This is a genomic window from Bifidobacterium sp. M0404 (assembly GCF_016101415.1).
GTDB classification, from domain to species: domain Bacteria; phylum Actinomycetota; class Actinomycetes; order Actinomycetales; family Bifidobacteriaceae; genus Bombiscardovia; species Bombiscardovia polysaccharolytica.
Genome location: NZ_JACFQP010000003.1, coordinates 70,973 through 83,837, shown reverse-complemented (window position 1 = coordinate 83,837; position 12,865 = coordinate 70,973). Strand labels below are relative to the sequence as shown.

The 12,865-nt window shown below is 60.8% G+C and carries 11 protein-coding genes; 8 read left to right on the top strand and 3 right to left on the bottom strand.

The features are described from left to right. A complete protein-coding gene (ffh, locus tag H3T93_RS07230; protein WP_046322450.1) occupies window positions 1–1,617 on the bottom strand; it encodes a signal recognition particle protein in 1,617 nt (538 codons plus the stop codon). 324 nt (window positions 1,618–1,941) lie between these two features. On the opposite strand from ffh, the gene H3T93_RS07225 reads away from it, so the two are divergent. From H3T93_RS07225 to H3T93_RS07190, 8 genes are all read left to right on the top strand, one after another. Then, window positions 1,942–3,201, top strand: coding sequence for an ABC transporter substrate-binding protein (locus H3T93_RS07225; RefSeq protein ID WP_082097693.1), 1,260 nt, complete (start codon window positions 1,942–1,944; stop codon window positions 3,199–3,201). After that, window positions 3,198–4,124: a carbohydrate ABC transporter permease gene (locus H3T93_RS07220; protein ID WP_232348751.1), complete on the top strand. Its 927-nt coding sequence runs from the start codon at window positions 3,198–3,200 to the stop codon at window positions 4,122–4,124. Before H3T93_RS07225 ends, H3T93_RS07220 begins: the two co-directional genes overlap by 4 nt. A 1-nt stretch (window position 4,125) precedes the next feature. Continuing rightward, entirely contained in the window at window positions 4,126–5,070 is a 945-nt protein-coding gene (locus tag H3T93_RS07215) for a carbohydrate ABC transporter permease (protein ID WP_232339503.1), read from the top strand. A gap of 19 nt (window positions 5,071–5,089) precedes the next feature. Further along, the gene (locus H3T93_RS07210) at window positions 5,090–5,545 is read left to right on the top strand and encodes a hypothetical protein (protein WP_046322451.1); all 456 of its coding nucleotides are present in this window, start codon (window positions 5,090–5,092) and stop codon (window positions 5,543–5,545) included. Between the two features lie 285 nt (window positions 5,546–5,830). Then, entirely contained in the window at window positions 5,831–7,141 is a 1,311-nt protein-coding gene (locus H3T93_RS07205) for an ABC transporter substrate-binding protein (protein ID WP_144178072.1), read from the top strand. Between the two features lie 31 nt (window positions 7,142–7,172). Beyond that, on the top strand, window positions 7,173–8,108 hold the full coding sequence (locus tag H3T93_RS07200; RefSeq protein ID WP_024627639.1) for a carbohydrate ABC transporter permease: 936 nt from the start codon (window positions 7,173–7,175) through the stop codon (window positions 8,106–8,108). Window positions 8,109–8,128: 20 nt separating this feature from the next. Continuing rightward, on the top strand, window positions 8,129–9,010 hold the full coding sequence (locus tag H3T93_RS07195; RefSeq protein ID WP_144178071.1) for a carbohydrate ABC transporter permease: 882 nt from the start codon (window positions 8,129–8,131) through the stop codon (window positions 9,008–9,010). Between the two features lie 99 nt (window positions 9,011–9,109). Then, entirely contained in the window at window positions 9,110–10,234 is a 1,125-nt protein-coding gene (locus tag H3T93_RS07190) for a glycoside hydrolase family 172 protein (protein WP_232348750.1), read from the top strand. Window positions 10,235–10,239: 5 nt separating this feature from the next. Here H3T93_RS07190 and H3T93_RS07185 read toward each other — a convergent pair whose 3' ends face one another. Both H3T93_RS07185 and cysS read right to left on the bottom strand, forming a co-directional pair. Then, window positions 10,240–11,268 (bottom strand): LacI family DNA-binding transcriptional regulator, encoded by a 1,029-nt coding sequence (locus tag H3T93_RS07185; protein WP_144178068.1) that lies wholly within the window; start codon window positions 11,266–11,268, stop codon window positions 10,240–10,242. Window positions 11,269–11,272: 4 nt separating this feature from the next. Continuing rightward, window positions 11,273–12,850, bottom strand: a complete 1,578-nt coding sequence (cysS, locus tag H3T93_RS07180) for a cysteine--tRNA ligase (RefSeq protein ID WP_144178067.1) — start codon at window positions 12,848–12,850, stop codon at window positions 11,273–11,275. Window positions 12,851–12,865: the final 15 nt, after the last annotated feature.

Sequence of the window (12,865 nt, the reverse complement as noted above, 5' to 3'; positions counted from 1 at the left end):
TTAGCGACCGCCGAAGAGACCGCCCAATCCACCGCCCAGGTTGGGGGGCAGGTCCGGCAGACCCTCGGGCATCTGCGGGGCCTCAGGGTGCTTGGCGAAGGCGGAGCCGCCGGAGGATTTGCCCTTGCCGGAGAGGCGCTCGCGTAAAGCCTTCTCTTCGGCCTCCCGCTTCATGGGATTGCCTGAGCGAGAACCCTTGCGGCCTTTCTTGCCTTTTTTGCCCTTCTTGCCGCTGCCAGCGCCCATGCCGCCCATGCCGGGGATCGAGCGGCTGCCATTGGTCATACGCTTCATCATCTTGGCAGCCTGCTCGAACCGCTGCAGCAAGCCGTTGACTGCAGAGACCGTAGTGCCGGCACCATAGGCGATCCGGGCTCGTCGTGAGCCGTCGATAATGCTGGGGTCACGTCGTTCCTGGGGAGTCATCGACTGGATGATGGCCTGGGTCCGGTCCACCTCCTTTTCATCGAACTGCTCAAGCTCCTTGCGATGCTGGGCCATGCCTGGAATCATACCCAGGATGCTCTTGAAGGAGCCCAGCTTGCGAACCTGCTGGAGCTGCTCCAGAAAGTCGTCCAGGCCGAAGCTACCCTCGGACATCTTCCCGGCGGCCTTGCGGGCCTCCTCCTCGTCGAACTGGCGTTGGGCCTGCTCGATCAGGGTCAGGATGTCGCCCATGTCCAGAATGCGGGAGGCCATACGATCGGGGTGGAAGACCTCGAAGTCCTTGAGACCCTCGCCGTTGGAGTCGAAGAGGATGGGCTTGCCGGTCACCGAGGCCACCGACAGGGCCGCGCCGCCGCGGGCATCGCCGTCCAGCTTGGACAGCACCACACCGGTGAAGTCCACGCCCTGGTCGAAGGCCTTGGCTGTGGTGACCGCGTCCTGGCCGATCATGGCATCGATGACGAAGAGGATCTCATCGGGGTGGACGGCATCGCGGATATTACGGGCCTGCTCCATCAGCTCCTGATCCACGCCCAGCCGACCGGCCGTATCAATGATGACCACGTCGTAGAGCTTGTCCTTGGCCACCCTGATCGAGTCGGCCGCGACCTTGACGGGATCGCCCGTGACCTGTCCGGGGGCGGCCAGCTCGGATCCGCTGGTCTGTACGCCTGGCTCGGGTGCGTATACCGGCACTTCGGCGCGCTCGCCGACCACCTGGAGCTGGGTGACCGCGTTGGGCCGCTGCAGGTCGGCCGCCACAAGCAGGGGGGTGTGGCCGGCGTCCTTGAGCCAGTAGCCCAGCTTGCCGGCCAGTGTGGTCTTGCCTGCACCCTGCAGGCCGGCCAGCATGATGACTGTGGGTGGATTCTTGGCGAAATTGAGCGGTCGATCCACTCCCGCGCCCAGGATACTGGTCAGTTCGTCGTAGACGATGGAGACCACCTGCTGGGCCGGGTTCAGAGCCTTGGAGACCTCCTCGCCCAAGGCGCGTTCCCGGATGCGTCCGGTGAAGGAGCGCACCACATCCAGGGAGACATCGGCATCCAGAAGGGCGCGGCGGATCTCGCGGATTGTGCCGTCGATGTCGGCCTCGGTCAGCTTCCCCTTGGAGCGCAGATGGGTGAAGGCCTGGGAGAGCCGATCGGTCAAAGATGAAAATGCTGCCATAATGTCCCAAGTCTACCTGTCAGCCGGGAGATTGGCTCTGGTTTCAGCAATGCCTGTGCCCAAGACCTGCCTGGCTGGTTCTGATATGGAACGACGATTTTGTTCAATAGCAGAAGGCGTGTTACCCTGAATTTGCAACGTTGCAAATCAACATGAACCGGTCGGTCCGGCTCGCAGGGTGTTGATGTTTGATGCCCGGGGGCCGACGGGTTCTGAAAAACGATGCAGGGTTGCCGGCATACGGGTGTGCCGGTCCCATCGAGAGGAGCAAGAGGGATAGTGAGTGTCTTCAATGAAGAAAGACACGGGGGAGGTGGAACCCACATGCCCTTATTTGCGCGACGTTGGCTCAGGCTGTTGCTGAGCCTGGCGGCCATATGCGGCATGGTGGTCTCGACCGCAGGCTGTGGCGGCGGCGATCAATCCGCCAAGGAGATCTACTTCTGGAATGGTTTGACCGGCGATGACGGTCCGGCCATGCAGAAAATCATCAAGGCCTTCAATGCACAGAGCCCCGAGTATAAGGTGGTCTTCCAGCCCATGAACGGCGGAGATCTGACCACCAAGATCTACAGCGTCATGCAGACCGGGAAGAACATCCCCGATCTGGTCATCAACGATTCGTTCTCCACTTCGGTTCTGCAGAGCCAGGGGCTGCTCAACCCCTCGTCGGTGTGGACCAAGTACCACCCGGAGCTGAAGGAGTCGAACTTCCTGCCGCAGGCCTGGCAGAACACCGTCGTCAAGGGCAAGTCCTACGGCATCCCCCTGTACATGTTCCAGATGGCCATCTATTACAACAAGGATCTGATCCACAAGTACGGCCTGGACTATATCCTGGACGACCGGCTGGTCACCACCGATGAGATCGCCTCCATGAAGGGCAAGCTGCCCAAGGACGTCTACGGACTCTGCCTGGGCAACCTGCCCTGGGCCATGATGTCCCTGTTATACAGCACCGGCAGCAACATCGAGGATGGCGTCAAGGACATGACCGGTCCGGGCTGGCGCAAGCCGCTCAAGGCACTGCGCGACCTCAACGACCAGGGCATGCTCTCGCCCATCGACAGCGACGGTGAGCAGGTCTTCGCCTCTGGGCATGCGGTCTTCGGCATGCTGGGCACCTGGGCGCAGGGCAACATGTCCTCCACCCTGGGCAAGGACAAGGTTGGCGAGATCAACACCCTCCAGTACGGTACCGAGCATCCTTCCAACTTCCTGTACCAGCAGAACTGGCTCCAGCTCAAGGACAAGAACCGGCCCGAGGCCAAGGTCAAAGCGGCCGCCGACTTTGTGGACTTCGTCTACAGGAATTGGATGATGTGGTCGGACGTGGGATCCATCTCTCCGGCCTACCGTGACCTGAACAACCCGGAATACCAGAAGCTCATCCAGGCCTCCTTCACCAATGACAAGCGTGAACGGCAGTGGATCAAGACATCCAACTACATCTATGGCGGCTATGCAACTGCCGGGTGGGGATCCTTCATGGACATCGTCTATCGGAACATCTCCCTGGAGGAAGGTCTGAAGACGCTTGATCTGATGACCCAGGGCCAGATCCAGATTCAGGAGCAATCATGAGCGCACACGGCACAACCGCAGTCATGGATGGACGGGGCAAGCGCCGTCCGCTGGGACAGAAGTCCTTCTGGCATGCCTTCCCCTACATCGCCCCGCACATGGTGGTCTTCGCCATCTTCGGCGTCATCCCGATCTTCTTCGGCATCTACCTGGCCTTCACCAGGTGGAACCTGGTTGGTTCCCCCACCTGGGTCGGGCTGGACAACTTCAAGCTGATCTTCGACAAGTCCACCTACTTCTATTCCATTTTCTGGAGGGACATGTGGCACACGATCATCTTCGTGCTGATCAGCGTGCCCCTGACCATCGTCGTCCCCCTGCTGCTGGCCTGCGCCCTGCAGACCAAGCACCTGAAGGGAGTGGGGCTCTTCCAGGCCATCTTCTATGTGCCCGGTCTGATCTCCGTGGCGGCAGGCGCCCTGGTCTGGCGGCTGGTCTTCAACTCCCAGTTCGGCCTGCTCAACACCACTTTCCGGTGGGACATCAACTGGCTGGGCAAGCAGCCCTGGGCCTGGATCGCCATCTTCGTCCTTAGCCTCTGGGGAGGTATCGGCGGCAACCTGATCATCTACCGGTCGGCCCTGTCCGGGGTAAGCCAGGATCTGTACGAGGCGGCCTCGGTGGATGGCGCCGGACCCATCCGGCAGTTCTTCAGCATCACCCTGCCGGCCATCAAGCTGCCACTCTTCTATACGACCATCATGACCACCGGCGGCGCCTTCAACGTCTGGGGCCAGCCACAAATGCTGACCGGCGGCGGTCCTGCCTACACTTCGCAGGTGCTGCTGATGGACATCAGGAACCTGGCCTTCCCGCAAGGGCCTTCGGCCGCTGGCATGGCCTCCGCAATGGCCCTGCTGCTGGGGATCATCCTCATGCTGATCTCCCTGGTCCAGATATTCTTCATGAACAAGGAGGACTGACATGAGTTCGGCAACCCTTGATATGGCATCCCTGGGCAAGGGGCTCAAGGCTCCTGGCCCCAGCGCAACGGTTCCCGGAGGCGAGAACGTGCCCGAAAACCACCACAAGGTGCTCAAGCCTTCGCTGGTGGCCATCTATGCGGTGCTGATCGTCCTGGCTGTGGTCTGGATCATTCCTGTGGTCTATACCATCACGACATCGTTCAAGTCACCCCAGGAGTTTCTGAAAAACGCCTACAATTTCCTGCCTGCGCACTGGGTCACCGTCAACTATCTGACCCTGCTGCAGGCCTCGGCCTCCTACCCTGTCTTCAACTGGCTGGGCAACTCGCTGGTCATCTCGCTGTCCCATGGCATCCTGGCGGTCTGCGTGGTGGCTCTGGCCGGGTACGGCTACTCCCGAATCAACTTCAAGGGAAGGGACACGCTCTTCTTCGTCCTCCTGCTCATCTCGATGTTCCCTGGTGTGGTCAACATGATTCCCTCATACCGCATCGTGGCCACTTTCGGCTGGATCAACTCATACTGGTCCTGCATCATCCCCGGCTTGGGGAACGTGGCCAACATCTTCCTGGTGCGCAACTTCATGAAGGGGATCCCCAAGGAGATCGACGAGGCCGCCGAGATTGACGGCGCCGGCGATTTCCGCATCTTCCGCAGCATCATGCTGCCCTCCATCCGCCCGATCCTGATTGTGATCTTCCTGTTCGCCTTCACTGGAGCATGGAACGACTTCCTCTGGCCCACTTTGGTCTTCAACGACATCAAGAAGACCCCGGTCACGGCCGGCCTGCAGCTGTTGGGCAACCAGATGATGCAGTACAACCAGATGGGCACGCTTTGCGCGGCCACCTGCCTGGCCATCATTCCCACCCTGCTGCTCTTCGTGTTCGCCCAGCGCTACTTCCTGCAGTCGCTGAACATCACCTCGGGCCTCAAGGGCTGAATCAGGAAAGGCGGCAACAATGGCAAAGGAAAACCGTAGCGATCATCTGGCGGGCAAGGACGTAGCGAGCAGAAGGACCGAGAAGATCATTCTCCTGGTGGCGGCAGCCATCAACGTGATCATGGCCTCGGTCACCATGTTCATATACTCGCCTTGGTTCAAGGACGAGGGCTATGCCATTCTCGGCCGGGCCGGACGTCTGGCCGACGATATGGCCACAGTCAACGGCGCGGCCACCGTGGCCCAATCCTACGGTTTTCTGCTGCTTATTCTTGGGGCGGTCTCCTTCATTGTGGCTCTGCGGGCCATGCGGCCCTCGACGATTATTCGAGGGGTGCAGTACTGGATGATCTTCTGCATGGTCTTTTCCTTGGCCACGGCGGATTGGCTTTCGCTGATCGCCTACGGCCTGGCCTTCGTCACCTATGTGGCCAGAAACAAGACCATCCGCCGGATCTCGTCGAGTCGAAGGTGACCAGCCCCGGGGGTATGCGGCGCCCCTGACCGCTGCACTTCCAATCCCCTCCCCTTGTCCGAAACCATCGGGCAATGGGGAGGGATTTTTGATTTTGGGCAATCTTCTTCTGCGTGCCTTGTTGACATGACCCCTGCCCGGCTTCTATACTAAGTCGAAACGATTCGATATTTCGGTTGCATCGACGAAGATGGTCAGCGCCTGCAGTACACCCGAAGTCGAAACCTTTCGACACATTGAATCGCAGTAGATGGATGCAAGGATGCAAGGAAGTTAGGAGCCATCATGAAGATCAGAAGAGGGATCGGGGCGGCCTTGGCCTTGGCCATGTCGATCCTGCCGCTGGCGGCCTGTGGATCGGGGGGCGATGCTCCCCAGGAAGCCCATCCGTCCAGCATCAAAATCTGGTACTACGAGGAGCCCAGCAGCGGTCAGGCCCGGGGCTGGCTGAAGGCTGCTGATATCTTTACCCGACAGACCGGCATCAAGGTGGATTTCGAGGTCAAGTCTTTCACTCAGATTGCCCAGAATGGCAGCCAGTTCCTTAATTCGGACGACGCCCCGGACGTCATGGAGTCCAATCGCGGCAACGGCTCGGCCGGGGTTCTGTCCACCCTGCAGCTGCTGACCGACCTGAAACCCTATGTACAGAAGTACGGCTGGGACAAAAAGGTACGCGGCCAGGCGGCGGCAGTGGGCAAGTACGATAAGCGCGGCGTCATGGATGGGAACACCTGGTACGGGGTTTCCTCCTACGCGGAGATGCAGCGCGTCTACTACAACAAGGACCTTTTTGATAAGTACAAAATCCCCATCCCTCGTACTTTCGACCAGTTCGTGGCAGCCCTCAAGGCTTTTAAAAGCCACGGGGTCACGCCCATAGCGGCCGATGCCCAAGAATACGGTGTGCTTTGGCTCTGGTGGCAGCTGGCCATGACCAAGGCTGATGCCCGATTCGTCGACGATTGGCAGCTCTACAAGCATCCAGTCAACTGGCGCAGCAAGCCGCTGACCTTCGCCACCAATACCATCCGTGACTGGATCGACAAGGGATACATTTCCAAGAACGCCACCGGTATGAAGGCCGAGGATACGACCACGGCATTCATCAAGGGGACCTATCCCATCTACCAGACCGGCACCTGGAACCAGACCCGCTTCATGGAGCAGGTGAAGGCCTTCGACTGGACGGCATCCATCTTCCCAGGGGCCAAGATGGTCGAGGGCTGCGCGGGCAACCTGCTGGTCATCCCGCAGAAGTCACGGCGCAAGGATGCCGCAGCCCGCTATATCAATGTGGTCCTGTCCAAAGAGGTTCAGAACTACATCGGCAACAAGGGCGGCGTGCCGGTGGCGGCCGATACGGACGCCATCACCAACCCCAAGAGCCGTGACCTGGTCAACGAATACACCAAAGCCTCGGACGCCAGCCGGATGAGCTACTATCCCGACTACCCCGCGCCCAACCTGACCGACGCCATGCCGGCCGCCTTCCAGGAGCTGGTCAACGGCACCAAGAGCCCCGACCAGGTTCTGGACACCCTGCATAAGAACTACGACGACGGCGTCGCCCAGCTCGATCTGGATGACGACTGAGCTGCGTCAATCCGCCAAGGAGAGTACAAGCATGTCTGACACACATAGCAGGAAAAAGGCGCAGTCCCGAATCCCGGGCAGTGCGCCCTCGCGGTTCGTCCCTTATCTGATTCCCGGTCTGATAGGCATTGTGGCCATCGTCATCGTGCCCATCTTCTGGAACATCTACCTGAGCTTCACCCGCTGGAGAGGGGTGGGGCCAACCAAATGGGTGGGTCTGCGCAACTGGCGACGGCTCATGGGCGACTCGACCTTCTGGGTCTCCTTCGGGCACACCCTCTGGATCATTGTGGCCATCGTCATCATTCCCACGGTTCTGGGCCTGCTGATCTCCTCGGCCCTGACTGATGTGATCCAGAAGAAGTTCGGCCCTCATACCTCCTCGACCCTGCGGGCCCTCTACTACCTGCCCCAGGTTCTGCCTGTGGCCGTGGCCACCATCATCATGGGCTGGATCTTCCGGCCTGAAGACGGTGCGGTCAACGACCTGCTGACCAAGATCGGCCTGGGCGGATTGGCCCACAACTGGCTGGGTTCGACCACCACGGCCCTGCCCATCCTCATGGTCATCCTGATCTGGATCCAGCTGGGCTATCCCATCGTCATCTTCATGTCCGGACTGCAGCGGGTGGATCCCGAGCTCTACGAGGCGGCCAGCCTGGACGGGGCCAACTGGTGGCAGAAGTTCCGCGTCATCACCCTGCCCTCCATCATTCCCGAGCTGCTGGTGGTCATCCTCACCTCCACCATCGGCGCTCTGAAGACCTTCGCTCCGGTCTATCTGCTGACCAAGGGCGGGCCCGGCACCTCCACCATGGTTCCCTCCTACTACTCCTACAACCAGTTCTTCCAGGTGCAGCAGGTAGGCTACGGCGCCGCAATCTCAACATCCCTGACCGTGGTCATCGTCATCTTCTCCATTGTCTTCACCATCGTGCAGAAGCGCGTGCAAAAGAGCATCGCCTGAGGAAGGCTAGGAAGTACATCATGAATAATCAAGCCACACTGCAAGCCGACGCCCGGGTGTCCTCCCGGCACGCCCGTAGAATCCGCACCTGGGGGAACTGGGCCGGTCTGATCCTGCTCATCGCGGGAGCTGTGATCATGCTCTTCCCCCTGCTGATCCTGGTCCTGAACGCCTTCAAGACCACGGCTGACTACAACGCCACGGGCCCCCTGTCCGTGCCCGCCCACTTCAGCATGGACGGCATCATCTCCTTCTGGAACAAGAGCAATTTCCCGCTCAAGCTGGGCAACTCCCTGCTGATTTCCCTGGTGGTTGCCGTGGTCGGGGTCCTGCTTTCGGTCCTCAATTCCTTCGCCCTGGGCATTGGCAGAGTCAAGGGCAACACGGTCATCCTCCTGTTCATCATGCTGGCCAACATGGTTCCCCAGGAGGCCCTGCTCTACCCGCTCTACGTCATGTTCAAGTGGATGGGCTTCTATAACTCCCAGTGGTCCATCATCATCATCTTCACCATTATTCAGAGCGCCTACGGTACTTATCTGCTTTCCTCGGTCTACGAGACCTTCCCCCAGGCCATACTGGAGGCGGCCACCGTCGACGGGGCCTCGCGCTGGCAGATTCTTCGCAAGATCGTACTGCCGGTGTCCTGGTCGACCATCAGCGTCCTCTTCGTCTTCTTCTTCATCTGGACCTGGAACGAGTACATGATCCCCATGGCCTTCCTGATGAGCGAGAAGACGCAGACTATCCCGCTGGCCCTTGCGACCATGCAGGGGCAGCACACCATGGCTGCCACCGACCTGGCCTCCGCCTCCCTGCTCAGCATCATTCCCACCATCATCTTCTTCATCTTCTTCCAGAGGAAGCTCTCGCAAGGAATAGTGGCGGGCGCTGTCAAGTAATCGCCGCCGTACAAGTACACTGAACATGGCCGCCCGCTGCAAGAAGGCAGAGGAGGGGAGCGGGCGGCCCGAATATGAAAGGCAACCACAACCATGGGTATGACCATGCCGAACATCACCAACGGTCTTGAGGCGCTGACCCGCCCATCCACAGACCGCACCCGCTGCATCAACGCCGAGAACCCCCGAGGTGGCAAGGGCAGAGCGGCCATGACGGCCAGCAATCTCGGTCCATCCAGAAAAGGGACCCCTTGTCTCAAGAACATTCCTCCCGGCCAGGACGTGGTCCTGGCCGACCTGTCCGGCGCGGGCGAGATCCGTCATATCTGGATGACCGTGACCGATGCCACCTCGCCCACCGGGCCCAACGTTCTGCGCAATCTGATCCTGGAATGCTACTGGGATGGCGAACAAACGCCGTCCGTCTGCGTGCCCCTGGGCGACTTCTTCTGCTGTGGTCACGCCCAGGCCTGCCGGGTTGAGTCCGTGCCTGTGGCCGTCTACCCGCGTCGGGGCTTCAACTGCTACTGGCCCATGCCCTTCCACAGCGGGGCCCGGATTGTTCTGCGCAACCGGCACAACGAGCCCATTGAGGCCTTCTTCTATCAGATCGACTATGTGGAGAAGGACGAGCTGCCCGAGGAGGTCATGACTTTCCACGCCCAGTGGCGCCGTCAGCGGGTCACCGAACTGGGTCAGGACTACATGATTTTGGATGGGGTGCATGGCCGGGGTTCCTACGTGGGCACCTATCTGGCTCTGACCGCCCTGGAGAGCCGCTGGTGGGGCGAGGGCGAGATCAAGGTCTACCTGGACGGAGACAAGGACTATCCCACCTGGTGTTCCACGGGCAGCGAGGACTACTTTGGCGGTGCCTGGAGCTTTGCCGGGCAGGACCCGGATGGCCGGATGCACGAGGTCACCTACAGCGGGGCCTACATGGGATTTCCCTTCCACTCCAGACAGTTGGACAACCGCGAATCCCAGTACTGGGATGCCGATACTCCGGTGACCAGGGGGTTCTATCGTTGGCACATCCCCGACCCCATTATTTTCGCCAGCGATATCAAGGTGACCTTGCAGCAGATAGGTGTGGACGAACAGGGCTACTTCGAACGTCAGGATGATCTGGCCAGCGTGGCCTATTGGTACCAGCAGGAGCCCCATAAGCCCTTCCCGCAGAACGTGCTGGAGACGGGGGAGCGGGACCGCCGACCCCGTTGATTGGCTCAGGCGGCCTCCTGCTTCTGTCTGCTGATGGAGGCGCGATCGATCAGCCTGGGGCGCTCCAGTAGGACTCGTCCAGCCAGAGAAGCCCCCTCCTCCACAGCCTGTGTCAGCAGATCCGCAGCCTTGGCGCACAGTGAGCGGGGGGTAAGTGGCATCTCAGAGATACCCTGAAGCTCAAGAGTATGGCTGACCTTGCCTGCAGCGCAGGACAGAACAGCCACGTCATCGGGAATGCTCATGCCGTCTGAGCGCATGCGGACCACCACAGTGTCCAGTAGGGAGGGGCGGATCTGGCCGATCAGACCATCAATGTGGCCGTGATGGATGATGTCCAGCACTTGCTGGGTGTAGGCCAGATCGCTGCCGGTAGGGCCCGGTTCAAGCTGCAGATCCATCCCCAGACGGCAGGCCCAGGTTTTGAGACTGCGTAGCAGGATGAGGCGGAAGCCGGACCCGCGCCGGTATTCGCCCTCCAGATCCTCCAGAAAGAGCAGGCGTTTGCGTCCCGCTCTGGCCATGGCTTCCACCGCCATACGACCCATCAGGTCAAAGTCCAGATCCACACAGGCGCATGCTGTGTGCTGCCGAGGCAACCCCAGTGCCACGCAGGGGCGTCCATACGAGGCGGCCTGGGCGGCGCGGATGTCATCGTCCACCAGATCCATCAGCACCACTCCGTCGGCCAGATTGCTACGAGTGACCCGCCGGATATCTTCAACGCCATTCTCGGCAGTCAGCAACAGGGAGTCATAGCCCCGGGCATGCTCGCAACTGGCCATCTCGATGAAGTAGTCCGCATATGAGGCCCGGTTCTGACCGGGTCGGAGCGGGGCGCTCAGAGCGACAATCTGATTGCGCTTGGCCCGCAGCATCCTGGCGCCGGCATCCGGGGCGTAGTCCAGTTCGTCGGCGGCCTGCATGATTCGCTGGTAGGTTCCGGGAGAGACGGGACGTTTGCCGGAGAAGGCATAGGAGACTGTGCTGACCGAGACCCCGGCCCTTCTGGCGACGTCGCGTATGTCGGACATGGGTTCAGCGGCTCAGGTCCCAGGTGCTGCCAGCGGGTGTATCCGCCACAGCCACGCCGGCCGCCGTCAGCTGGTCCCGGATGGCATCGGCACGGGCGAAGTCATGATCTTTTCGTGCTTGATTGCGTTCCTGCAACTGCTGGCCTACCAAGGCATCCAAGGTGTTCATGGCTCGATTGTCACGGACGGCCGCGGCTCCTGCCCAGTGGGGATCAAGTGGATCAAGTCCGAAGACATCAAGCATGGCTCTGACTTGGAGCAGGGCATTAGCCAGCCACTTCCGGTCCAGAGTTTCAGAATTGGCATCCATGGTCGCGTTGGCCTGACGGATCAGCGCATAGAGGGCAGCCAGACCGCCAGAGACGTTGATGTCGTCATTCATGGCCTGCACAAAGTCCTTTGGCAGATCGTCCGCGCCCAGTCCCGTTACCCGAGTGCGCTCGGGCTGTGATCCCAGGATTCGTCCGGCCCGGTCCACGAAGTTGCTGATGCGCTCGTAGGCACCTTCGGCTTCCTGCAGGGATTGGTCGGACCATTCCAGCATGGACCGGTACTGCACTGAGACCAGGGCATAGCGCACCACCCAGGCCGGATGCTGCGATAGCACCTGGTCCACGGACAGCCCGTTGCCCAGGGACTTGCTCATCTTCTCGCCCTTCTGGGTCACCCAGGCCGTGTGCATCCATCGATGGGCGAACCCCCAGCCGGCTGCGTGCGACTGGGCCATCTCGTTCTCATGATGGGGGAATCGAAGGTCAAGACCGCCTCCGTGGATGTCGAAATCCGCACCCAGATAGCGGTGGCTCATGGCCGAGCATTCCAGATGCCAGCCCGGCCTGCCCGTGCCGAAGGGTGTTTGCCAGCGAGCCGTGGGCGGATCGGTGGGTTTGGGCGCCTTCCAAAGTGCGAAGTCACGGGGGTCGCGCTTGCCGGGCTCTTCATCGGCGTTGGCAGCCTGGTCATCGGTGTCGATACTGGGTCCCAGCCGGTCGTTGGCGGCGGCCTGTTCGTCAGCGGGCTGGGTGCCGGTCTGCTGGTGGGTCAGGGCACCATACTCAGGCCAGGAGGCCACGTCGAAATAGACGTTGCCTGATGGTCGGCCCTGCTCGTCGGGCACCACATAGGCATGGCCGTGGTCGATGATGCGCTGGATCAGGTCGACCATCTCGGGGATGTGTCCGGTGGCTCGAGGTTCATAGGTGGGTGGCAGGACTCCCATGGTTTCATAGGCGTGGGTGAATTCGCGCTCGTAGATGTAGGCCCGCTCCCACCAGCGCTGGCCGTTGGCCGCCGCCTTGGTCAGGATCTTGTCGTCAATGTCGGTCACGTTCCGGATCAGGGTCACCTGGTATCCCAGCCTGAGCAGCCAGCGTCGGATCACGTCGAAGGCCAGGGTGGTCCTGATATGGCCAATGTGGGGCGAGCTCTGCACCGTGGCTCCGCACACATAGATGCCGACCTTGCCCGGTTCAATGGGTCTGAAGGGGGTCACCTGGTGATCAGCAGTGTCATACAGACGTAGACCAGCTGCGGCCAGACTGACTGAAGCCTTGGAATCATGCGGTTGCGAACTCGTGTCCATATCCTTGAGCCTACC

Coding starts and splice junctions, on each gene's coding strand:
- H3T93_RS07190 (WP_232348750.1), top strand. CDS start 9,110: ATGACCATGCCGAACATCACCAACGGTCTTGAGGCGCTGACCCGCCCA.
- H3T93_RS07225 (WP_082097693.1), top strand. CDS start 1,942: ATGCCCTTATTTGCGCGACGTTGGCTCAGGCTGTTGCTGAGCCTGGCG.
- H3T93_RS07185 (WP_144178068.1), bottom strand. CDS start 11,268: ATGTCCGACATACGCGACGTCGCCAGAAGGGCCGGGGTCTCGGTCAGC.
- H3T93_RS07210 (WP_046322451.1), top strand. CDS start 5,090: ATGGCAAAGGAAAACCGTAGCGATCATCTGGCGGGCAAGGACGTAGCG.
- H3T93_RS07200 (WP_024627639.1), top strand. CDS start 7,173: ATGTCTGACACACATAGCAGGAAAAAGGCGCAGTCCCGAATCCCGGGC.
- H3T93_RS07220 (WP_232348751.1), top strand. CDS start 3,198: ATGAGCGCACACGGCACAACCGCAGTCATGGATGGACGGGGCAAGCGC.
- ffh (WP_046322450.1), bottom strand. CDS start 1,617: ATGGCAGCATTTTCATCTTTGACCGATCGGCTCTCCCAGGCCTTCACC.
- H3T93_RS07215 (WP_232339503.1), top strand. CDS start 4,126: ATGAGTTCGGCAACCCTTGATATGGCATCCCTGGGCAAGGGGCTCAAG.
- H3T93_RS07195 (WP_144178071.1), top strand. CDS start 8,129: ATGAATAATCAAGCCACACTGCAAGCCGACGCCCGGGTGTCCTCCCGG.
- H3T93_RS07205 (WP_144178072.1), top strand. CDS start 5,831: ATGAAGATCAGAAGAGGGATCGGGGCGGCCTTGGCCTTGGCCATGTCG.
- cysS (WP_144178067.1), bottom strand. CDS start 12,850: ATGGACACGAGTTCGCAACCGCATGATTCCAAGGCTTCAGTCAGTCTG.